The following is a 22,375-nucleotide window of genomic DNA, read 5'->3' as shown; positions in this document are numbered from 1 at the left end:
CAGGGATCGCGCCTGTCGCGCAATCCCTGTGGTTAGACTTACAGCAGGTCGCGGAACTGCGTTTGTTTCAGCGCCAGCTCAACGCCGCGGACTTCTGCCAGGCCTTTCAGGCGACCAATCGCAGAGTAGCCCGGATTAGTTTTCTTGTGCAGATCGTCAAGCATCTGGTGTCCATGATCCGGACGCATCGGGATAGGACGCAGGTCGCCCGCCTTTTTACGCCGCTGCTCTTCGCTCAAAATGGCAGCCACCACCGATACCATATCCACATCGCCCTGCAGGTGCGCACCTTCATGGAAGGTTTTCGGGTTATCTTCACGACAGGTTGAGCGCAGGTGTGTGAAGTGGATTCGATCGCCAAAGGTTTCGATCATTTTCACCAGATCGTTATCAGCGCGCACGCCGTAAGAACCGGTGCACATGGTAAAACCGTTATTAATGCTATCGACCGTTTCTTTCAGCCACTGCATATCTTCGATAGTCGAAACGATACGCGGCAGGCCGAGGATCGGGCGCGGCGGATCGTCAGGATGCACGGCCAGACGCACGCCGACTTCTTCTGCCACTGGCACAATCGCCCGCAGGAATACCGCCATATTATCGCGCAGATCGTCCTTGCTGATGCCGTCATATTCAGCGAGACGCGCACGGAACTGATCCAGCGTATAGCCCTCTTCTGCACCTGGCAGCCCAGCAATGATATTGCGGGTCAGCTTTTCAATTTCTGCATCACTCATGGCATTGAAGTAGTCCAGCGCCTGGCGTTGTTCTTCGGCGGTATAATCCGCTTCAGCTCCCGGGCGTTGCAGAATGTGAAGTTCGAAGGCCGCAAAAGCAATCTGGTCAAAACGCAGCGCTTTGGAACCATCCGGCAGCTGATATTCGAGGTCGGTACGCGTCCAGTCGAGGATCGGCATGAAGTTATAGCACACCGTATCGATACCACAGGTCGCCAGATTACGGATACTCTGCTGATAGTTGGCAATCCACGTTTGAAATTGACCTGAACGCGTTTTGATATCTTCGTGGACAGGGATACTTTCCACCACCGACCAGGTCAGCCCTTTTTCAGCCAGAATGGCCTGACGCTGTTGAATTTCTTCTACCGGCCACACTTCACCGTTAGGAATATGGTGCAAGGCGGTCACAACACCCGTTGCGCCAGCCTGACGCACATCATCAAGCGATACCGGATCGTTAGGTCCGTACCAACGCCAGGTTTGTTCCATTGTTTCACCTCACAAGTTGTTATACCAAATTAAATCATCTTAATGACGACTACCATACAGGCATCCGTCAACCGATCAACACATTGCCGATGATTGGTTGATCAAGCTCACATTCCCCGGATAAATGAGGCACACCAATTCAATTTGTTGTCATATAACTTTATACTGCCATTGTTAATTTATGGTTAATCAGGTGTATTAAATGAAAACTATTGCCTCAGCGCCACTGGCGGAAAATGTCATGATGCCGCAATACGACCGCCAGCAATTAAAAACGCGGATTGTGCATTTTGGTTTCGGTGCTTTTCACCGCGCCCATCAGGCGTTACTAACCGACAGGGTGCTGAATGCGCAGGGTGGAGACTGGGGTATTTGTGAGATCAGTCTGTTCAGCGGCGATCGACTGATGAGCCAACTGCGCGAACAGGATCATTTATTTACCGTGCTGGAAAAAGGGGCCAACGGCAACCAGCCAATTGTTATCGGCGCCGTCAACGAATGTCTCAACGCCAGGCTGGATTCGCTGGCGGCCATTATCGAAAAATTCTGCGAACCTCAGGTGGCTATTGTCTCGCTAACCATCACAGAAAAAGGCTACTGCATCGATCCGGCGACAGGCTCGTTAGACCTCAGTAATCCACGTATTGCTCACGATCTGCAAACACCGACTGAACCGCACTCTGCCCCCGGAATTATTGTTGAAGCCCTACACCGCCGACGTGAACGCGGGCTACAGCCGTTTACCGTCCTCTCTTGCGATAACATCCCGGACAATGGTCATGTGGTAAAAAACGCCGTCCTTGGAATGGCGGAGAAACGTTCACCATTACTGGCAACCTGGATTCAGGAACATGTCAGTTTCCCAGGCACCATGGTCGACCGCATTGTCCCTGCCGCCACTGAAGAGTCACTGGCCGAAATTGCCCGCGAGCTGGGGGTTGCCGATCCTTGCGCAATCAGCTGCGAACCGTTTATCCAGTGGGTGATTGAAGATAATTTTGTGTGTGGCCGCCCACAATGGGAAACGGCGGGCGTCCAGATGGTCGAAAATGTGTTGCCGTGGGAACAAATGAAACTGCGGATGCTGAACGGCAGTCATTCGTTTCTTGCTTATCTCGGCTATCTGGCCGGGTTTCAGCACATCAGCGACTGTATGCAGGACAGCGCTTTTCGTGAAGCCGCTTACCGCCTGATGCTCAACGAACAGGCACCTACGCTGCAAATTACCGATGTGGATTTAGACCAGTATGCCCTAAGCCTGTTGGAGCGTTTTGCCAACCCAGCGTTGAAACATAAAACCTGGCAAATCGCGATGGACGGTAGCCAGAAATTACCCCAGCGCATGTTGGAAGGGATCCGCCTACATTTAGCCCGCCAAAGTGAGTGGCCACTGCTGGCGCTCGGCGTCGCAGGCTGGATGCGTTATGTGAGCGGCGTGGATGATTCAGGCACCGCTATTGATGTTCGTGACCCGTTGAGTGAGAAAATTGCCGCTCTGGTTAAACAGAGCACAGAGTCAGAACGCGTCAACGCCCTGCTTTCGCTGCGCGAGATTTTCGCCACCGATCTCGTACAGAATCCGCAGTTTGTCGCGGCCATTCAGCAGGCCTGGCAACGCATTGCCCAATACGGTGCGCATCAGGCTGTCATTGAGACGTTAAAAAGTTAACGATTTCTGCCATTAAGCAGGACGAAGCGCCTCTTCGTCCTCTCCCCCCTTCTCTTTTTCCCCGTTTTTCGCCAGGATTGTTAAATGCCATTACGGTAATTTATGATTCTGGAGTAAATGTGACTAAAACCAATCTCATCACCGGTTTTCTCGGCAGTGGCAAAACCACCTCTATTCTTCATTTATTGGCAAACAAAGATCCTGCTGAGAAGTGGGCCGTGCTGGTTAATGAGTTTGGCGAAGTTGGCATTGATGGCGCGTTGCTGGCCGACAGCGGTGCGCTGCTAAAAGAGATCCCCGGCGGCTGTATGTGCTGTGTTAACGGCCTGCCAATGCAGGTTGGCCTCAATACGCTGCTGCGTCAGGGAAAACCCGACCGTCTGCTGATTGAACCCACTGGCCTCGGGCATCCCAAACAGATTCTGGATTTACTCACTGCACCGGTTTATGAGCCGTGGATCGATCTGCGCGCAACCCTCTGTATCCTTGATCCTCGCCTGTTACTGGATGAGAAAAGCGTCGCCAATGACAATTTCCGCGATCAGCTGGCCGCCGCTGATATCATTGTTGCCAACAAAACCGACCGTGCCACGACGGAAAGCGAAAACGCCCTGCAAAGCTGGTGGCAACACTACGGCGGTAATCGCCAGTTAGTTCATGCCGACCATGGGCAAATTGACGGACAGCTACTGGATTTGCCCCGACTAAACCTGGCGGAGCTTCCTGCAAGCGCGGAGCACGCCCATAGCCATGCCAACAAAAAGGGGCTGGCAGCGTTGAGCTTACCCGCACAGCAGCGCTGGCGTCGTAGCCTGAACAGCGGTCAGGGCCATCAGGCCTGCGGTTGGATTTTTGACGCCGATACAGTGTTCGATACCATCGGTCTGCTGGAATGGTCGCGTCTTGCTCCTGTTGGACGCGTGAAGGGGGTAATGCGTATTAAAGAAGGACTGGTACGCATTAACCGCCAGGGAGACGACTGGCATATAGAGACGCAAAACGTCGCACCACCCGATAGCCGTATTGAACTCATCGCCGATACCGAGACCGACTGGAATGCGTTACAGAGCGCGTTGTTGAGACTTCGTTTAGACGCTAGCGCGTAAGGTTGCCTTCGTTTTTAGCAATGGTAAACGACGATGAAAACCCGATACCCTTCAATCCTCCTGCTAAATATTGCGGGTCTGGCACTGTTTATGTCCTGGTATATTCCAGTCGGGCATGGGTTATGGTCTTCACTGGATACGGGCGTTTTCCGCTTCTTTAATCATAAACTGGTGGAAAGCCCACTGTTCTTATGGGTTGTTGCTATTACCAATAATCGGGCATTTGATGGCTGCTCATTGCTGGCTATGGGCGCATTGATGCTGCACTTTTGGCTCAAAGAGACGTCGGAAGGTCGCCGACGTATTGTGGCTATCGGTTTGGTTATGCTGCTCACCGCAGTGGTATTAAATCAGCTGGGCCAGGCGCTTATTCCCGTTAAACGCGCCAGCCCGACCCTGATGCTGGATAATATTTATCGCGTCAGCGAACTGCTGCATATTCCGACCAAAGATGCGTCGAGAGACAGTTTTCCTGGCGATCACGGCATGATGCTGCTTATTTTTTCCGCATTTATGCTGCGTTATTTCGGAAAAGTCGCAGGAATAATCGGCCTTATTATTGCTGTGGTTTTTGCCTTTCCACGCGTAATGATTGGCGCTCACTGGCTCACTGATATCGTGGTTGGTTCCATGACTGTGGTCTTGATTGGCCTTCCCTGGTGGCTAATGACGCCATTAAGTGACCGATTAGTCACTCTGTTCGTGAATTATCTCCCCGGCAAAAACAAACAATTTTTAAACAAATAACGCAGAGTAATTAACATCATCAGGGATACTTCTGATTCCCTGATGATGCCGGGCAATATTTCATCATTCTGATTGTCATTCCCTTGTCATCTTATTCATGTTTAAAATGAGTAGGTTGCGTATTTTTTACCCTGATTGTTCTTAATTTAGACAATGCCGTTTATTCACTTTCTGTATCAATTTTTCTTATAAGAAATCACGTAAAATCACTCGCATTGGCCGGAACGATCGGGTAATCTCGAACTCGTTTTGCCTCGCGGGATAATTATTCCCTTTCAGAATAAATTTGTGCGTTCTGCCACAGATTTGACCTTAAGGAATTGTCTCATCGTGCGATGGTAATTAGTCTCGTCACGTTTGGCATTTTTTATAACGATATTTATCGTTAAGGACTTCAAGGGAAAACAAACAAAATGGTCAAATCTCAACCGATTTTGAGATATATCTTGCGGGGCATACCCGCGATAGCAGTTGCGGTTCTGCTTTCTGCATGTAGCACAACGAACACCGCCAAGAATATGCATTCTGAGACGCATGCTGTGGGCAATGGAGATAACTCTTCACTGCAAGCCTCTCAGGATGAATTTGAAAATATGGTACGTAATATCGATGTTAAATCACGTATTATGGACCAGTATGCTGACTGGAAAGGCGTGCGTTACCGCCTTGGCGGCAGCACCAAAAAAGGTATTGATTGCTCAAGCTTCGTGCAGCGTACATTCCGCGAGCAATTTGGTTTAGAGCTTCCGCGCTCAACCTATGAACAGCAGGAAACGGGAAAATCCGTTTCGCGCACTAATCTGCGCACAGGCGATCTGGTTCTGTTCCGTGCTGGCTCTACCGGCCGTCACGTCGGTATTTATATCGGTAACAACCAGTTTGTACATGCCTCGACCAGCAGTGGCGTTATCATTTCCAGCATGAACGAGCCTTACTGGAAAAAACGCTACAACGAAGCTCGCCGGGTTCTGAGCCGCAGTTAGTTTCGTTTGGCAGCTATCCCTTGGCTATCCTGATGAGACATTCCAAAAGCACTGCTTCGGCGGTGCTTTTTTGTTTCCCCCTGCGACTAAGAAAAATCTCACAACATGAGTCATTTCAGGTTATATTCATACAGAGTAAGCGGTTAAATCAGGTAAAATAAGGATCTATGTTCAGACGCTCTTCTTCATCCGGTCGGAAAATCCTGCTTTCCTGTATGTTAACGGGGCTTATCGTCGCAATACTCGTGAGTACCCTGCAGTTTTTCGTCACCTGGCATAAACGAGAAGTTAAGTACGACACGCTCCTTGCCGATATCCAGAATTACGTCAGCAGCTACTTCACCGACCTCAAAACCACCACCGATGCCCTTCAGCCGCTGGTTGCCAACAGTTGCCAACAAGTCAGCGCTAAACTGACCTCCAGTGCAGCCTTTAGCCTGAACGTTCGCGCTTTCTTACTGGTAAAAGACGGCATCGCTTTCTGCTCTTCCGCAACAGGTTCCATGTTCACTCCGATTTTAGATTTGATCCCGAACCTCGATATCAGCAGAAATATTGATGTGGAATTACTTCCCGGTACGCCCATGATGCCGGACAAACCAGCGATCATGATTTGGCACCGAAACGCGTCGTTCAATGATAGCGGCGTATTTACCTCACTGAATATCAATCTGGCGCCTTACCTACTCTATACCGCCCGGCAGGATGATTTTGACGGTATTGCTATTATCGTCGGTAATACCGCAATTTCGACATTCTCATCGCGAATCATCGATGTCTCCGCTCTTCCTCATACCTCCTGGCGGCAGGCCACTCTTGAAGGGATCCCGCTTAAAATTCGCTTATACGCACAAGAGTGGAACTATACTGACGTCTGGTATTCTATTTTGTTGGGATGTATGGCCGGGATTATTGCCGCCCTTCTCCTCTGGTACTACATCTACAGCATCCGTTTACGCCCAGGCAAAGATATCCTCAACGCCATCAAACATAACCAGTTTTATGTGGTGTACCAGCCCGTCGTAGAGATGCAAACGCTGGAAGTGAAAGGCGTCGAGGTCCTGTTACGTTGGAATCACCCAACAACGGGCGAGATCCCACCGGATGCCTTTATTCATTACGCTGAATCACAGAAAATGATCGTCCCACTGACTCAGCATCTCTTTAAGTTGATCGCCCAGGATGCCCCGACACTGCAAAAAGTGTTACCCGCTGGGGCAAAATTAGGGATCAATATCGCGCCATCGCATCTGCATGGCGAGACGTTTAAAGACGACATTCGCCACCTACAGGCCTCGCTTCCCGCAAACTATTTTCAGATAGTACAGGAAATCACAGAACGAGATATGCTCAATCAGCACGAGGCCACAAAGCTATTTGAATGGCTGCATTCCGCAGGTTTTGAAATTGCGATTGATGATTTTGGCACCGGCCATAGCGCGCTTATTTATCTGGAACGCTTTACCGTTGACTACCTGAAAATCGATCGCGGATTTATTAACGCCATTGGGACGGAAACACTGACTTCTCCGGTACTGGACGCCGTGTTGACACTTTCTAAACGTCTTAATATGCTGACGGTTGCGGAAGGGGTAGAAACTCCTGAGCAAGCCCGTTGGCTGCGCGATCGTGGGGTGCATTTTTTCCAGGGGTACTGGATTAGCCGACCATTACAGCTTGCTGATTTTGTGCGTTGGATGGCACAGCCCAATAAGCCGACGTGGTGATCGCAGTATGCGATTCATATACTCTCACTCGCCGCTACATCCCTTATCTTTCAGGCATGATGCCCGTCGGGTTGTGGCAGGAAAAGGAAATCGCTTTTATATGATCCCTCGCGTACTGCTACTGTTTATTACCCTCATCGGGTTTAGCGCCCAGGCGCAATCCATCAAAGAAAGCTATGCTTTTGCCGTACTGGGTGAGCCGAAGTACGCATTTAACTTTAATCACTTCGATTATGTTAATCCCGCAGCCCCTAAAGGTGGTCAAATCACCCTGTCCGCCATTGGCACATTTGACAACTTCAACCGCTATGCGATGCGCGGTAACCCCGGCGCACGTACCGAAACGCTTTACGATACGCTGTTTACCACCTCTGACGATGAACCTGGTAGCTATTACCCGCTCATTGCCGACAGCGCACGCTATGCTGACGACTATTCCTGGGTAGAAATTGCCATTAATCCACGCGCGCGTTTTCACGATGGCTCACCTATTACCGCCCGCGACGTCGCATTCACCTTCCACAAATTTATGACTGAAGGCGTGCCGCAGTTTCGTCTGGTCTACAAGGGAACAACGGTAAAAGCCATCGCGCCATTAACCGTACGCATTGAATTAGCCAAACCGGGTAAAGAGGACATGCTCAGCCTGTTTTCATTACCCGTGATGCCAGAGAAGTACTGGAAAGATCATAAGCTCAGCGATCCCTTATCATCGCCACCGCTCGCCAGCGGCCCTTATCGCATTACCAAATGGAAGATGGGCCAGTATATTGTCTATTCGCGCGTCAAAGATTATTGGGCCGCTAATCTGCCCGTCAATCGTGGACGCTGGAACTTTGATACCATCCGCTACGACTACTATCTGGATGATAACGTCGCCTTTGAAGCGTTTAAGGCCGGTGCGTTTGATCTGCGCCTTGAAAATGATGCCAAAAACTGGGCGACGCGTTATACCGGGAAAAATTTCGCGAATCATTACATCATCAAAGATGAGCAAAAAAACGAGTCCGCGCAGGATACCCGCTGGCTGGCATTTAATATTCAGCGTCCGGTATTCAGCGACCGACGGGTGCGGGAAGCCATCACGCTGGCCTTTGATTTTGAATGGATGAATAAAGCGCTGTTCTATAACGCCTGGAGCCGGACCAACACCTATTTTCAGAATACCGAATATGCCGCGACAAAATACCCTGACGCGGATGAGTTGGTGATACTCGCGCCCTTGAAAAAGGATCTCCCCCCTGAGGTCTTTAGCCAAATCTATCAGCCGCCAAAATCAAGAGGCGATGGCTACGATCGCGACAATCTGTTGAAAGCCGATACCCTACTGGAACAGGCCGGGTGGGTACTAAAGGGTCAGCAGCGCGTAAATAGCGCCAACGGTAAGCCCCTGAGCTTTGAACTGTTGCTCCCGGCAGGCAGCAACAGTCAGTGGGTGCTGCCGTTCCAGCACAACCTGCAACGCTTAGGTATTACCATGAATATCCGCCAGGTGGATAACTCACAAATCACGAACCGCCTGCGCAGTCGCGACTATGACATGATGCCGAGGTTGTATCGTGCGATGCCGTGGCCGAGTTCGGACCTGCAAATTCTGTGGGCCTCTCAATATATTGATTCCAGCTACAACGCCCCCGGCGTACAAAGCCCGGTGATTGATAAACTGATCGACCAAATCATCGCGGCGCAAGGCGATAAAGCCAAATTGATCCCACTGGGCCGGGTGCTGGACAGGGTATTAACCTGGAACTACTACATGTTGCCTATGTGGTTTATGGCAGAGGATCGCATTGCATGGTGGGATAAATTTTCACATCCTGCTATTCGCCCAATTTATACTATTGGCCTCGACAACTGGTGGTATGACGTCAACAAAGCGGCGAAGCTGCCCGCAGCCAGGCGGCAGGGAGAATAAATGGGCGCTTATCTGATTCGACGTCTGCTGCTGGTGATCCCAACGCTTTGGGCCATCATCACCATCAACTTTTTTATCGTGCAGATAGCCCCCGGCGGTCCAGTTGAACAGGCCGTCGCCGCCATTGAGTTCGGGCAAAGCGGGGCATTACCCGGCGCGGGTAGCGAAGGCGTTCGTGCCAGCCACGCGCAAACCGGCGTGGGTAACATCAGCGACAGTAATTATCGAGGCGGCCGGGGTCTGGACCCGGAAGTGATCGCCGAAATCACTCGCCGCTATGGGTTCGATAAGCCCATTCATGAGCGTTACTTCAAAATGCTCTGGGATTACATTCGTTTCGATTTCGGTGACAGCCTGTTTCGTAGCGCCTCGGTGCTGACGCTTATCAAAGACAGCCTGCCTGTTTCCGTCACGCTGGGGCTGTGGAGTACGCTCATCATCTACCTGGTGTCGATACCGCTTGGGATCCGCAAAGCGGTGCATAACGGCAGCCGGTTTGATGTCTGGAGCAGCGCATTTATTATTATCGGCTATGCCATACCGGCCTTTCTGTTTGCCATTTTGCTGATCGTCTTTTTTGCCGGGGGAAGCTACTACGACCTGTTCCCGCTTCGCGGGCTGGTTTCCGCCAATTTTGACTCCCTGCCCTGGTATCAGAAAGTAACCGACTACCTTTGGCATATTACCCTGCCGGTGCTGGCGACGGTGGTTGGTGGGTTTGCCGCGCTGACTATGTTGACCAAGAACTCATTTCTGGATGAGGTGCGCAAACAATATGTCGTCACCGCACGCGCTAAAGGGGTCAGCGAGAAAAATATTCTGTGGAAACATGTGTTTCGCAATGCCATGTTGCTGGTGATCGCCGGCTTCCCGGCAACGTTTATCAGCATGTTTTTTACCGGCTCACTGCTGATTGAAGTGATGTTCTCACTTAACGGTCTGGGATTGCTGGGTTATGAATCCACCGTATCACGCGACTACCCGGTAATGTTTGGCACGCTTTATATCTTCACCCTGATCGGTCTGCTGCTGAATATCCTCAGCGACATCAGCTATACGCTGGTCGATCCTCGTATTGATTTTGAGGGACGCTAATGTCGCGATTAAGCCCCGTCAATCAGGCCCGTTGGGCGCGCTTTCGCCACAACCGTCGCGGCTACTGGTCGCTGTGGATTTTTCTGGTGCTGTTCGGCCTTAGCCTGTGTTCAGAACTGATTGCCAATGATAAGCCGCTACTGGTGCGCTACGACAATAGCTGGTATTTCCCCCTGTTCAAAAACTACAGTGAAAGCGACTTCGGCGGACCGCTGGCGACTCAGGCTGATTATCAGGACCCGTGGCTACAACAGCGCCTGGAAAACCAGGGCTGGATCCTGTGGGCACCAATACGCTTTGGGGCCACCAGCATTAACTTTGCCACCGATAAGCCCTTCCCTTCCCCGCCTTCCGCACAAAACTGGTTGGGAACAGACGCTAACGGCGGTGATGTACTGGCACGCATCCTCTACGGCACACGTATTTCTGTCTTGTTTGGTCTAATGCTCACCCTCTGTTCGAGCGTGATGGGCATTATGGCTGGCGCAATTCAGGGCTATTATGGCGGCAAGGTGGATCTGTGGGGGCAACGATTCATTGAAGTTTGGTCAGGAATGCCAACGCTGTTTCTCATCATTCTATTGTCGAGTGTGGTCCAGCCTAACTTCTGGTGGCTGCTGGGCATTACCGTATTGTTTGGATGGATGAGCCTGGTTGGCGTGGTGCGCGCGGAATTTTTACGTACCCGAAACTTTGATTACATTCGAGCCGCTCAAGCGCTAGGCGTAAGCGATCGCAGTATTATTCTGCGTCATATGCTGCCCAACGCGATGGTCGCGGCCCTGACTTTTTTACCGTTTATTTTATGCGCCTCGATAACTACTCTGACCTCACTGGATTTTCTTGGGTTCGGTTTACCGCTTGGCTCGCCATCACTGGGAGAACTCCTGTTGCAGGGTAAAAACAACCTGCAGGCACCGTGGCTTGGCATCACCGCGTTCATCTCCGTTGCCCTGCTACTATCGCTACTGATCTTTATTGGTGAAGCGGTACGCGATGCGTTTGATCCCAACAAGGCGATTTAAAATGACACAACCTCTGTTAGCCATTGAGAATTTATCGGTAGGTTTTCGTCAACAAGAGACCGTGCGCACCGTAGTCAATACCCTCTCACTACGGGTTGATGCCGGACAAACGCTGGCGCTGGTGGGTGAATCTGGCTCGGGTAAAAGCGTGACCGCGCTTTCTATCCTACGGTTGTTACCGTCCCCTCCGGTAGTTTACCCTTCCGGGGACATCCGTTTTCATGGTGAATCATTACTTCACGCCAACGAGCAGACGCTTCGCGGCGTACGGGGGAATAAAATCGCCATGATTTTCCAGGAGCCGATGGTGTCACTGAACCCGCTCCACAATCTGGAAAAACAGCTTTATGAAGTGCTGTCGCTGCATAGGGGAATGCGTCGGGAGGCGGCGCGGGCAGAAATCCTGACCTGCCTGGATCGCGTTGGCATCCGTCAGGCAGCCAAACGTCTCGCAGATTACCCGCACCAGCTGTCCGGCGGTGAACGCCAGCGCGTGATGATCGCCATGGCGTTGCTAACACGACCGGAGTTGCTTATTGCCGATGAACCGACCACCGCGCTGGACGTTTCCGTCCAGGCACAGATCCTGCAACTGCTGAGAGAACTACAGCGCGAGCTGAACATGGGATTACTGTTCATCACCCACAACCTGAGCATTGTGAAAAAGCTGGCCGATACCGTGGCGGTCATGCAAAACGGCCAGTGCGTTGAGCAAAATCGAGCAGCACAGCTGTTGGCTGCTCCAACGCATCCCTACACGCAGAAATTGTTAAACAGCGAACCTTCCGGCGATCCGGTGCCTGTACCTACTGGGCAAGCTCCGCTGCTGGAGGTAGAAAAACTCCGCGTCGCCTTTCCTATCCGCAAAGGCATCCTGAAACGCGTGGTGGACCACAACGTCGTCGTTAACGACGTCAGTTTTTCCCTCCGGCCCGGTGAAACGCTGGGGCTGGTTGGAGAGTCAGGCTCCGGAAAAAGCACTACCGGACTGGCGCTTCTGCGGCTAATCACCTCGCAGGGAAGCATTGTGTTCGATGGTCTGGCACTGCATACCTTAAATCGACGCCAGCTGTTGCCGGTCCGTCACCGTATTCAGGTGGTATTTCAGGATCCCAACTCCTCGCTAAACCCACGCCTGAGCGTGCTACAGATTATCGAGGAGGGGTTGCGCGTTCATCAGCCTACCCTGTCAGCCGAACAACGCGAGGCACAGGTGAAAGCGGTGATGGCGGAAGTGGGATTGGATAGCGAAACGCGACATCGTTATCCTGCGGAGTTTTCTGGTGGGCAACGCCAACGCATTGCTATTGCCAGAGCATTGATTCTCAAACCTTCCCTGATCATTCTGGATGAACCAACATCGTCGCTCGACAGGACCGTACAGGCGCAAATCCTGACGTTGTTAAAGTCCTTACAGGAAAAGCATCGGCTAGCTTATATTTTTATCAGCCATGATTTGCACGTAGTACGCGCGTTATGCCATCAGGTTATTGTGCTACGTCAGGGAGAGGTCGTGGAGCAAGGGCAATGCGAGCACGTATTTAACGCGCCACAGCAAGCCTATACGCGTCAGCTGCTCGCGCTAAGCTGACGCTCAAAAAGGATTGTTGTTTGAAAACGGTTCTGCGATAGCCACGCCGAAGTTTTTCAGTCTGCAGGTCGCGGCAAATTCGTCCTGGCGATTCACAAACAGGCACGGCTCCCCTTCACATTCCAGTACGGAACAAGGAACCTCGATATCACTGAGGGCCTGGCTGAGCTTATGCATGACTGACCACGCGCTGTCACCATCAGGGCTGAGCAATTTGAGTGCCACCAGGCTGTTCTCATTACTCTGACCGTTTTGCGGAATCGGTTCAACTTTCGAACCTGCGAAACCCACCGACCAACGATAGCTCTGCGGCAGACGATGAACGATTGAGAGTTGTAATGTCATCACTTTCTTTCCCTGGAAGCACAATCACTTCACAATTATTTTACATCAATATTAACACATCATTGACAATACGTCTTTAGACAGTTGGTAAACGTTTACATCCAGTACTTATGCTGCTTACAGAACCCAGTAATTAAATTTATTCAACGGTTCTGGCATATTTCCGGGCTATATGTACTCGTTTCTGCGATCTAACTCAACCTTTTTAACTACAATGATGTGACTTTTTACATAAATTGATTTTACATAAAATAAACATAAGCAGGGAAAATGATAGATTTGCGGTTGATGTACATCAACTCTGGAGACCTTATGGCCCCCAGGTTGTGTAATAGATCACCGTTTTTGAGCGCGACTGGCGTAAAGATAGAAGATAATTGAGCAGGTAGCGCAAAATGCGATCGACCATATCATTGGCCAGGCCGAGTTAAAGGTCGCCAGAGACAACAGGGCCCCGACAATGGCGCCAATGCCGAAGCGGAATGTCCCAGCCAGCGATGACGCCGTTCCCGCCATATGCGGAAATTCATCCAGGATAACCGCCATAGCGTTTGATGACACCATCGATACACAGCCAACAAACGCCGCAACGCCAACGACCAGAGCCCAGAACCCCAGCCCAAACAGTGCGCTAAAGACCATCCATCCCGCCATCACGAACTGGATCCACAGACCAGTACGGAACATATTCAATGCCCCAACCCGACGCACAAAGCGGCTGTTGATGATAGTCATCACGAACAGGAATACGATGTTAAGTGCGAAGTAATAACCGAAATGCTGCGGTGAAACGTGGTTAATCTCAATGTAAACAAAGGGTCCGGCGCTCAGAAACGAGAACATCCCGGCAAAGCTGAACCCGCTGGCCAGCATATAGCTCAGCACTCGTTTATGACGAAACAGCGAGGCAAAGTTGCCAATAGTGGTACGCAGGCGAAACGGCTGGCGACGCTCTACAGGCAGGGTCTCTTTGATTAGCGTAAAGATCATCACCGACGCCAGAACAGCCGCCATGGCGAGGATCCAAAAGATATAGTGCCAGCTAAGCCATACCAGCACCCAACCACCCACGATAGGTGCCAACAAAGGCGCAATTGTGGTCACCAACATGACGAATGACATCATGCGCGAGAACTCTTCCTTCGGATAGATATCGCGCATCAGGGCGTTGATAACCACGCTCGCCGCCGCGGCAGCCAGACCGTGGAAGAAACGCATCACGATCAGTTGATCGATAGTTTGCGCCAGGGCGCAGGCCACTGCCGCCGCCGCAAACACCAGCGTTCCGCCCAGAATCACCGGCTTGCGCCCAATGCTGTCAGCCATTGGGCCATAGAGCAACTGCCCCACTGCAAACCCCAGAATATAGGTACTGAGGGTCATCTGCGCGCTACCCGCAGGCACACCAAACTGTTCTGAGATAACAGGTAGCGCCGGAAGATACATATCAATCGACAACGGCATCAGCATGGCTAACAAGCCAAGGATAAAGACTATGGCAATTGATGAGTTCTGCCGGGTGGTCACATTTAGCTCCTGAAATTAACGCGGGGTTAAGTTAACGCTGGCGATTTCTTCTTCGGTCAATGGACGGTATTCACCCGGCTCCAGATCGTCATCAAGCCTGATGTCACCAATTCGTTCACGGTGCAGTTCCACAACGTGGTTACCCACCGCGGCAAACATACGTTTTACCTGATGATAGCGCCCTTCGCTGATGGTCAATCGCACCTGAGTTGGCGTAATGACCTCCAGAACAGCCGGTTTGGTCAGGTCTTTTTCATTATGCAACTGTACGCCACGGGCAAACTGCTCGGCGGTATCGTCTGCCACTGGCGACTCCAGCGTCACCAGATAGGTTTTCTCACAATGGTGACGAGGAGAGGTGATACGATGCGACCACTGTCCGTCATCGGTCATCAGTACCAGTCCGGTGGTGTCGATATCCAGACGCCCTGCCGCATGCAGTTTGTAGGCAACCGGTTCATCAAGGAAATAGAGCACCGTCGGATGATCCGGGTCATCCGTTGAGCAAACATAACCCTGAGGCTTATTCAGCATAAAATAGCGCGGGCCATTTTGTTGAACCAGGGAATTACCGTCATATTCGACGTCGTGTTCTGGTAGCAGCTTAAAGGCACTGTTTTTAACGATTTCACCGTCGACGGTAACGCGGTTAGCACGGATCTCACGCCCGGCAATAGCGCGGCTGACGCCGAGTTGCTGAGCGATAAATTTATCAAGTCGCATGAGTGTGATTTTTGCCTGTAAAAATACGAGAAGCGGGTTTACGCCCGAAAAGTGGGACTGTTATCCGCCCAGTATAGCGGTGTTACACCATCCCTCAAGGGAAATGATTCATGGCATACTATACATTGTTGCTGTTTACCTTAATGAGCTCATGATTTTTACTCTTCGCCCGTACCAAAAAGAAGCCGTGGACGCCACGCTCAACCATTTTCGCCACCACCGCACGCCAGCGGTTATCGTCCTGCCAACCGGCGCGGGCAAAAGTCTGGTGATTGCAGAACTGGCCCGCGTGGCACGTGGTCGCGTACTGGTACTGGCGCACGTCAAAGAACTGGTCGCACAAAACCATGCCAAATATTGTGCGCTGGGGCTGGAAGCCGATATTTTTGCCGCAGGCCTGAAGCGTAAAGAGAGCCACGGGAAAGTAGTCTTTGGCAGCGTACAGTCGGTAGCGCGTAATCTGGACGCCTTTCAGGGTGAATTCTCCCTGCTGATCGTCGATGAATGTCATCGTATTGGCGATGATGAAGAGAGTCAGTATCAGCAAATCCTCACTCACCTGACTAAAGTAAATCCCCACTTACGTCTGCTCGGGCTTACCGCCACACCTTTTCGTTTGGGTAAGGGCTGGATATATCATTTTCATTATCATGGAATGGTGCGCGGCGATGAAAAAGCGCTGTTTCGCGACTGCATTTATGAATTACCGCTGCGCTACATGATTAAACACGGCTACCTGACGCCGCCAGAACGCCTCGACATGCCGGTCGTGCAGTATGACTTTAGCCGCCTGCAGGCACAGAGTAACGGCCTGTTTAGCGAAGCGGATCTGAATCAGGAGCTGAAAAAGCAGCAGAGAATAACGCCGCATATCATCAGCCAGATTATCGAGTTTGCCCAAACCCGCAAAGGGGTGATGATTTTCGCCGCCACCGTTGAGCACGCCAAAGAAATTCTGGGCCTGCTGCCCGCTGACGACGCCGCGCTAATCACTGGAGATACGCCAGGCGCTGAGCGAGACGTGCTGATTGAAGAGTTCAAAGCCCAGCGCTTTCGCTATCTGGTGAATGTGTCGGTCCTGACCACCGGCTTCGATGCCCCGCACGTCGACCTTATCGCTATTCTGCGCCCAACAGAGTCAGTTAGCCTTTACCAACAAATTGTCGGTCGTGGGTTGCGCCTTGCACCGGGTAAAACCGACTGTCTGATCCTCGATTATGCCGGCAACCCGCACGATTTGTACGCACCGGAAGTGGGTGCTCCGAAAGGAAAAAGCGACAACGTTCCGGTACAGGTGTTCTGTCCTGCCTGCGGATTTGCAAACACCTTCTGGGGCAAAACCACGGCAGACGGCACGCTGATTGAACATTTTGGCCGCCGCTGCCAGGGATGGTTTGAAGATGATGACGGCCATCGCGAACAGTGCGATTTTCGTTTCCGTTTTAAAAACTGCCCACAGTGCAACGCGGAAAATGACATCGCCGCCCGCCGTTGTCGGGAGTGCGACGCGGTGCTGGTTGACCCGGATGACATGCTGAAAGCCGCGCTCAGGCTCAAAGATGCGCTGGTCCTGCGCTGTAGCGGTATGGTGTTACAAAACGGGCAGGATGATAAAGGCGAATGGCTGAAAATCACCTATTACGATGAAGATGGCGCTGACGTCAGCGAACGCTTTCGCCTGCACACTCCCGCGCAGCGTACGGCCTTCGAACAACTGTTTATTCGCCCGCACACCCGAACACCCGGTATACCCTTACGCTGGATAACCGCCGCCGATATCCTCAATCAGCAGGCGTTGTTACGGCATCCTGATTTCGTGGTGGCGCGTATGAAAGGTCAGTACTGGCAGGTCCGTGAAAAGGTCTTCGATTATGAAGGACGCTTTCGTCGGGCACATGAATTACGCGGTTAATCGTACTTTTGATTGATGTACCAGCCGTTTGAGTATAGAATCTCGCCCGCTTTTGCATACGCAAAGCAGATCACTTACCTGTTGCTGGGTCGCCTGTAGCAGGAATTATTAAAGAGAGATTTAAATGTTTACTATCAACGCTGAAGTACGTAAAGAGCAGGGTAAGGGTGCGAGCCGCCGCCTGCGTGCCGCTAACAAGTTCCCGGCAATCATCTACGGTGGCGCAGAAGCCCCGATTGCTATCGAACTGGATCACGATGCAGTTATGAACATGCAAGCTAAAGCTGAATTCTACAGCGAAGTTCTGACCATCGTTGTTGACGGTAAAGAAGTTAAAGTTAAAGCTCAGGCTGTACAGCGTCACCCGTTCAAGCCGAAGCTGTCTCACATCGACTTCGTTCGCGCGTAATCGCCAACAAGTTGAAGAAAAACCCCGCCTTGGCGGGGTTTTTTTATGGGATTTTGTTGGCGGTAAAGATGAAGCACGCTTGCCGGATAAGGCGTTTCCGCTCCATCCAGCAAACGGTTTTATTTCCCGCCCGACGTGCGGCGCTGCAGCTGGTCGCGCAGGTTCGGCGGCGTACCTTTGATGGTCAACGTATCTGTAGCCGGATCCCAGAAAATACGCTCACCCAATAACATAGCGTCGAAGTTAATGGTTAACCCACCGCCGCTGCCGGCAAATTTGGTTAACTGACGCAGCGTACTGCGATCCGCAGGGAAGCTCTCTTCCAGCTCGTAACCTTTATCAGCGGTAAATTCGCTGAAGCTAACTTCACTGACGCCGGAAAGCTCTTTAGACAGCGACTCCAGTTCGATCTCTTCACCAGCCTGCAGCTGCTCGTTACAGTAGCTATACACCTGCTGACGCACGTTCTGGCGTTCGGCTTTATCGAGTTGCGCCTCGGCAGTAAAGTCATCGACCGCCTGCAGCAGGCCACGGTTTTGCGCTTTGGCATTCAGACCTTCGCTGGCACCGAGGAAGTCCATAAAGAAATCGGCGACTTTGCGCCCTACCCGCCCTTTCAGGAACGTCAGATAGCGCGTGGACTCCGGGTTGGTTTCCCACTCGGTTAAATCAATGCGCGCCACGATGTCCGCATGATTGATATCCAGATAGTGCGTCGGATTGATATCCAGATTTTCATTGACGCGCATGCTGCTTAAATTGTTCAGCACAGCAACTAACAGATACTCTACCGCCAGATAGCGATAATGGCAGAACAGAACAATACCACCGTCGGCAAAAGGATATTTCGCCAGTTCGTCCCGCAAGCGTCCGGTCGCGGCACGACTAAATGCCAGAAAATCCTCTTCACCCTGACGCTGTAAACGCAGCGTTTGCGCCAGTTCACTCTCTTCGCTAAACAGGCCATAGGCTTTATTCTTGGCGCTATACACCCGATGCAACTCAGCCATCATATCGACAACCGTCGCTGTCGGTTCCAGTAATGAATCGCGCAAGACCAGCTCAAGGTTCTGCTCGTCACGTTTGATAAGCTGGTGCAGGGCAATCTGGTTGATATCCAGACTCATGATAAACTCTCCTTTTAGACCGGGCGGTATTCAACCACCTGCCGGGCAGTGACGCAATAGAAGATAAAAAAGCAGAAAAAAAACTGTCTGTACGGTAATATGTTGCCCTTTCATGAACAGACTGATTTCGATTTATGCCACAAATTTCCCGCTATAGTGACGAACACGTTGAACAACTGCTGAATGAGATGCTCAACGTACTGGAAAAACATAAGGCGCCGACCGACCTTTCCCTGATGGTACTGGGAAATATGGTGACTAACCTTATCAATACAAGCATCGCACCGGCCCAGCGCCAGGCGATTGCCAACTCTTTTGCCCGCGCATTGCAGTCTTCGGTAAACGACGACCAAGCGCATTAAGAGCCTGCTCCGGGGAAACGAACAACAGTTTATGGTAACTCATCGTCAGCGCTACCGTGAGAAAGTCTCCCAGATGGTTAGCTGGGGGCACTGGTTTGCCTTGTTCAACATTCTGTTGGCCATGGTTCTCGGTAGCCGTTACCTGTTTGTCGCCGACTGGCCGACAACCCTTGCAGGTCGTGTATATTCCTACCTGAGCGTTGTCGGGCATTTTAGCTTTCTGGTGTTTGCCACCTATCTGCTAATCCTGTTTCCCCTGACGTTTATCGTCATGTCCCAGAGGCTGATGCGATTCTTATCGGCTATTCTGGCGACGGCTGGCATGACGCTGTTGTTAATCGACAGCGAGGTTTTCACCCGCTTCCACCTGCACCTCAACCCGATCGTCTGGGAACTGGTCATTAACCCTGACCAGAACGAAGCGGCGCGTGACTGGCAACTGTTGTTTATCAGCGTGCCGGTTATCCTGTTAATAGAAATGTTGTTTGCGACCTGGAGCTGGCAAAAGCTGCGCAGCCTGACGCGTCGTCGCCATTTCGCCAAACCGTTAGCGGCATTCTTTTTCGTTTCTTTTATCGCCTCGCATGTGGTGTATATCTGGGCTGATGCCAATTTCTATCGCCCGATTACCATGCAGCGCGCAAACCTGCCACTCTCTTACCCGATGACGGCGCGTAAGTTTCTGGAAAAACATGGCCTGCTGGATGCGCAAGAGTATCAGCGTCGCCTGATCGAACAGGGCAATCCGGAAGCGGTTTCCGTGCAGTACCCGCTCAGCGAACTGCACTATCGCGATATGGGCACCGGCCAGAACGTTCTGCTGATCACCGTAGACGGCCTGAACTACTCACGCTTTGAAAAGCAGATGCCTGCGCTGGCTGAGTTCGCCGGGCAGAATATCTCCTTTACGCGTCACATGAGCTCAGGCAACACCACGGATAACGGGATCTTTGGCCTGTTCTACGGCGTTTCGCCAAGCTACATGGACGGCATTTTATCGACCCGAACGCCTGCGGCGCTGATCTCTGCACTGAACCAGCAGGGTTATCAGTTAGGGCTATTCTCCTCGGATGGCTTTACCAGCCCGCTTTATCGTCAGGCGCTGCTGTCAGATTTCTCCATGCCGAGCGTGCAAACGCAATCAGACGAACAAACCGCAAGCCAATGGATTAACTGGCTGGGACGCTACGCGCAGGAAGATAATCGCTGGTTCTCCTGGGTCTCCTTTAACGGGACAAACCTTGATGACAATAACCAGAAGAACTTTGCCAAACGCTACGCCAGCGCCGCTCAGGATGTGGATGCCAATATTAACCGTGTTCTTAGCGCCCTGCGCGACTCGGGTAAACTGGACAACACGGTGGTGATTATTACCGCTGGTAGAGGCGTGCCGCTGACGCAGGAAGAGAACAACTTTGCCTGGTCGCGCGGTCATCTGCAGGTTCCTCTGGTTATTCACTGGCCGGGAACACCTGCCCAGCGCATCAATAGCCTGACCGATCATACAGACCTGATGACGACGCTGATGCAGCGCCTGCTGCATGTCAGCACGCCGGCTAACGAATACTCGCAGGGGCAGGATTTGTTCAATGCTACACGCCGCCATTACTGGGTGACCGCCGCTGACGGCAGCACGATGGCAGTGACCACACCAGAGATGACGCTGGTACTGAACAACAACGGTAATTACCAGACCTATGATTTACGTGGCGAGAAAATTAAAGATCAGAAACCGCAGCTCAGCCTGCTGCTACAGGTTCTGACGGATGAGAAACGATTTATTGCTAACTGATTAATTATAAATCAGTTAGTGAGGCATCCTCTTGCATTCGTAGCGGAAAGCAGTAGTATTAGCAGCCATAGCGTCGGCACGTAGCGCAGCCTGGTAGCGCACCGTCATGGGGTGTCGGGGGTCGGAGGTTCAAATCCTCTCGTGCCGACCAAAAATCCCAGAAAAAACCAACCCTTGTGGTTGGTTTTTTTATGCCTGCGATTCCGCATTCCTGAGTTTTACATCAGCCTTCAGCACAGGTTTTACTACTTACCCATGCATAAATTGGGGTAAAATTTATCTTCTCATCAGCGCGATGAATCTGGACGATTGATGCGCTGAAAACAATAATGATACTAATAAAAGCTCAGGAGAATAGTATGCCTGAAGTAACGCCTTTTCGGGTGCTGATTGTCGACGACCACCCGCTCATGCGGCGGGGAATTAGTCAATTATTGCAACTGGATCCCGCATTTGACGTAGTCGCTGAAGCTGGCGACGGCGCAAGTGCTATCGATCTGGCAAACCGTCTGGACCTTGATGTGATCCTGCTGGATCTCAATATGAAAGGTATGAGCGGGCTGGACACCCTGAATGCGCTGCGTCGGGACGGCGTCACCGCGCAAATTATTATTCTTACCGTATCGGATGCCGCCAGCGATGTGTACGCCTTAATTGATGCCGGCGCGGATGGTTATTTACTGAAAGATAGCGATCCTGAAGTCTTGCTGGAAGCCATTCGTAACGGCGCCAAGGGGGGTAAAGCGTTTAGCGCTCGCGTTAGCGAATATCTGCGCGAACGTGACCTGTTTGGCGCACAAGAAGATCCGTTCAGCATTCTCACCGAACGCGAGCTGGATGTATTGCATGAACTTGCTCAGGGGCTGTCGAACAAACAGATTGCATCAGTGCTGAATATTTCTGAACAGACGGTGAAGGTGCATATTCGCAACCTGCTGCGCAAACTCAATGTGCGTTCTCGCGTTGCTGCCACCATCCTGTTTTTGCAAACGCGCGGCATGCAGTAATCAATGAGATGCCGGATGACGACGCAGCAGCGTCATATCCGGCCTACAAAGCTCGCACAGGCCCGAAAGCAGCACGCCTTCGGG

At 51.6% G+C, this 22,375-nt stretch carries 19 protein-coding genes and 1 tRNA gene; 15 read left to right on the top strand and 5 right to left on the bottom strand.

What is annotated here, in order from left to right; translation table 11 throughout:
* Positions 1–38 precede the first annotated feature (38 nt).
* On the bottom strand, positions 39–1,229 hold the full coding sequence (uxuA, locus tag OGX92_RS01115) for a mannonate dehydratase (protein WP_063940532.1): 1,191 nt from the start codon (positions 1,227–1,229) through the stop codon (positions 39–41).
* 202 nt (positions 1,230–1,431) lie between these two features.
* Between uxuA and OGX92_RS01110 the strand changes: the two genes are divergently transcribed.
* The 9 genes from OGX92_RS01110 to yejF all read left to right on the top strand — a co-directional run bounded on the left by OGX92_RS01110 (position 1,432) and on the right by yejF (position 13,087).
* Positions 1,432–2,898 (top strand): mannitol dehydrogenase family protein, encoded by a 1,467-nt coding sequence (locus OGX92_RS01110; protein WP_286586138.1) that lies wholly within the window; start codon positions 1,432–1,434, stop codon positions 2,896–2,898.
* Between the two features lie 119 nt (positions 2,899–3,017).
* Positions 3,018–4,004, top strand: coding sequence for a CobW family GTP-binding protein (locus OGX92_RS01105; RefSeq protein ID WP_003834563.1), 987 nt, complete (start codon positions 3,018–3,020; stop codon positions 4,002–4,004).
* Positions 4,005–4,037: 33 nt separating this feature from the next.
* Positions 4,038–4,751 (top strand): phosphatase PAP2 family protein, encoded by a 714-nt coding sequence (locus tag OGX92_RS01100; RefSeq protein WP_063940535.1) that lies wholly within the window; start codon positions 4,038–4,040, stop codon positions 4,749–4,751.
* A gap of 413 nt (positions 4,752–5,164) precedes the next feature.
* Positions 5,165–5,734, top strand: coding sequence for a bifunctional murein DD-endopeptidase/murein LD-carboxypeptidase (mepS, locus tag OGX92_RS01095; protein ID WP_003834567.1), 570 nt, complete (start codon positions 5,165–5,167; stop codon positions 5,732–5,734).
* A 167-nt stretch (positions 5,735–5,901) separates the two neighbouring features.
* Positions 5,902–7,461, top strand: coding sequence for a cyclic di-GMP phosphodiesterase (locus OGX92_RS01090; protein ID WP_286586137.1), 1,560 nt, complete (start codon positions 5,902–5,904; stop codon positions 7,459–7,461).
* Positions 7,462–7,561: 100 nt separating this feature from the next.
* Positions 7,562–9,376, top strand: a complete 1,815-nt coding sequence (locus OGX92_RS01085) for an extracellular solute-binding protein (RefSeq protein WP_149335134.1) — start codon at positions 7,562–7,564, stop codon at positions 9,374–9,376.
* Entirely contained in the window at positions 9,377–10,471 is a 1,095-nt protein-coding gene (locus OGX92_RS01080; RefSeq protein WP_003834575.1) for a microcin C ABC transporter permease YejB, read from the top strand. It abuts the gene before it with no gap.
* Positions 10,471–11,496: an ABC transporter permease gene (locus OGX92_RS01075; protein WP_003834577.1), complete on the top strand. Its 1,026-nt coding sequence runs from the start codon at positions 10,471–10,473 to the stop codon at positions 11,494–11,496. The genes OGX92_RS01080 and OGX92_RS01075 overlap by 1 nt, the downstream gene beginning before the upstream one ends.
* A 1-nt stretch (position 11,497) precedes the next feature.
* A complete protein-coding gene (yejF, locus tag OGX92_RS01070; protein ID WP_149335133.1) occupies positions 11,498–13,087 on the top strand; it encodes a microcin C ABC transporter ATP-binding protein YejF in 1,590 nt (529 codons plus the stop codon).
* 3 nt (positions 13,088–13,090) lie between these two features.
* Here the strand turns inward: yejF and OGX92_RS01065 are convergent, their stop codons facing one another.
* The 3 genes from OGX92_RS01065 to rsuA form a co-directional block, all read right to left on the bottom strand.
* On the bottom strand, positions 13,091–13,435 hold the full coding sequence (locus tag OGX92_RS01065) for a YejG family protein (RefSeq protein ID WP_085951589.1): 345 nt from the start codon (positions 13,433–13,435) through the stop codon (positions 13,091–13,093).
* A gap of 333 nt (positions 13,436–13,768) precedes the next feature.
* Complete coding sequence (locus tag OGX92_RS01060; protein ID WP_286586136.1) at positions 13,769–14,959, bottom strand: Bcr/CflA family multidrug efflux MFS transporter; 1,191 nt, start codon at positions 14,957–14,959, stop codon at positions 13,769–13,771.
* 15 nt (positions 14,960–14,974) lie between these two features.
* Complete coding sequence (gene rsuA, locus OGX92_RS01055) at positions 14,975–15,682, bottom strand: 16S rRNA pseudouridine(516) synthase RsuA (protein WP_003834586.1); 708 nt, start codon at positions 15,680–15,682, stop codon at positions 14,975–14,977.
* Positions 15,683–15,833: 151 nt separating this feature from the next.
* Between rsuA and radD the strand changes: the two genes are divergently transcribed.
* Together radD and rplY are read left to right on the top strand one after the other, a co-directional pair.
* Positions 15,834–17,594 (top strand): DNA repair helicase RadD, encoded by a 1,761-nt coding sequence (gene radD, locus OGX92_RS01050; RefSeq protein ID WP_032934604.1) that lies wholly within the window; start codon positions 15,834–15,836, stop codon positions 17,592–17,594.
* A gap of 124 nt (positions 17,595–17,718) precedes the next feature.
* Complete coding sequence (gene rplY / locus OGX92_RS01045; RefSeq protein WP_003027502.1) at positions 17,719–18,003, top strand: 50S ribosomal protein L25; 285 nt, start codon at positions 17,719–17,721, stop codon at positions 18,001–18,003.
* A 119-nt stretch (positions 18,004–18,122) separates the two neighbouring features.
* Here rplY and yejK read toward each other — a convergent pair whose 3' ends face one another.
* Positions 18,123–19,130: a nucleoid-associated protein YejK gene (gene yejK, locus OGX92_RS01040; protein WP_003027504.1), complete on the bottom strand. Its 1,008-nt coding sequence runs from the start codon at positions 19,128–19,130 to the stop codon at positions 18,123–18,125.
* A 134-nt stretch (positions 19,131–19,264) separates the two neighbouring features.
* On the opposite strand from yejK, the gene OGX92_RS01035 reads away from it, so the two are divergent.
* From OGX92_RS01035 to narP, 4 genes are all read left to right on the top strand, one after another.
* The gene (locus tag OGX92_RS01035; RefSeq protein WP_003027506.1) at positions 19,265–19,492 is read left to right on the top strand and encodes a YejL family protein; all 228 of its coding nucleotides are present in this window, start codon (positions 19,265–19,267) and stop codon (positions 19,490–19,492) included.
* 31 nt (positions 19,493–19,523) lie between these two features.
* Positions 19,524–21,284, top strand: coding sequence for an LPS biosynthesis-modulating metalloenzyme YejM (yejM, locus tag OGX92_RS01030; RefSeq protein ID WP_286586135.1), 1,761 nt, complete (start codon positions 19,524–19,526; stop codon positions 21,282–21,284).
* Positions 21,285–21,358: 74 nt separating this feature from the next.
* A tRNA-Pro gene (locus OGX92_RS01025) sits at positions 21,359–21,435 on the top strand.
* A 208-nt stretch (positions 21,436–21,643) separates the two neighbouring features.
* A complete protein-coding gene (gene narP / locus OGX92_RS01020; RefSeq protein WP_003834605.1) occupies positions 21,644–22,291 on the top strand; it encodes a nitrate/nitrite response regulator protein NarP in 648 nt (215 codons plus the stop codon).
* Positions 22,292–22,375: the final 84 nt, after the last annotated feature.

The organism is Citrobacter sp. Cpo089 (genome assembly GCF_030332695.1).
GTDB classification, from domain to species: Bacteria; Pseudomonadota; Gammaproteobacteria; order Enterobacterales; family Enterobacteriaceae; genus Citrobacter; species Citrobacter portucalensis.
The sequence above is the reverse complement of the archived record's forward strand: the minus strand, read 5'-3'. Positions and strand labels throughout refer to the sequence as shown.

Coding starts and splice junctions, on each gene's coding strand:
- radD (WP_032934604.1), top strand. CDS start 15,834: ATGATTTTTACTCTTCGCCCGTACCAAAAAGAAGCCGTGGACGCCACG.
- yejF (WP_149335133.1), top strand. CDS start 11,498: ATGACACAACCTCTGTTAGCCATTGAGAATTTATCGGTAGGTTTTCGT.
- OGX92_RS01090 (WP_286586137.1), top strand. CDS start 5,902: ATGTTCAGACGCTCTTCTTCATCCGGTCGGAAAATCCTGCTTTCCTGT.
- narP (WP_003834605.1), top strand. CDS start 21,644: ATGCCTGAAGTAACGCCTTTTCGGGTGCTGATTGTCGACGACCACCCG.
- mepS (WP_003834567.1), top strand. CDS start 5,165: ATGGTCAAATCTCAACCGATTTTGAGATATATCTTGCGGGGCATACCC.
- rplY (WP_003027502.1), top strand. CDS start 17,719: ATGTTTACTATCAACGCTGAAGTACGTAAAGAGCAGGGTAAGGGTGCG.
- OGX92_RS01075 (WP_003834577.1), top strand. CDS start 10,471: ATGTCGCGATTAAGCCCCGTCAATCAGGCCCGTTGGGCGCGCTTTCGC.
- OGX92_RS01110 (WP_286586138.1), top strand. CDS start 1,432: ATGAAAACTATTGCCTCAGCGCCACTGGCGGAAAATGTCATGATGCCG.
- yejK (WP_003027504.1), bottom strand. CDS start 19,130: ATGAGTCTGGATATCAACCAGATTGCCCTGCACCAGCTTATCAAACGT.
- OGX92_RS01100 (WP_063940535.1), top strand. CDS start 4,038: ATGAAAACCCGATACCCTTCAATCCTCCTGCTAAATATTGCGGGTCTG.
- OGX92_RS01080 (WP_003834575.1), top strand. CDS start 9,377: ATGGGCGCTTATCTGATTCGACGTCTGCTGCTGGTGATCCCAACGCTT.
- OGX92_RS01085 (WP_149335134.1), top strand. CDS start 7,562: ATGATCCCTCGCGTACTGCTACTGTTTATTACCCTCATCGGGTTTAGC.
- OGX92_RS01035 (WP_003027506.1), top strand. CDS start 19,265: ATGCCACAAATTTCCCGCTATAGTGACGAACACGTTGAACAACTGCTG.
- rsuA (WP_003834586.1), bottom strand. CDS start 15,682: ATGCGACTTGATAAATTTATCGCTCAGCAACTCGGCGTCAGCCGCGCT.
- uxuA (WP_063940532.1), bottom strand. CDS start 1,229: ATGGAACAAACCTGGCGTTGGTACGGACCTAACGATCCGGTATCGCTT.
- yejM (WP_286586135.1), top strand. CDS start 19,524: ATGGTAACTCATCGTCAGCGCTACCGTGAGAAAGTCTCCCAGATGGTT.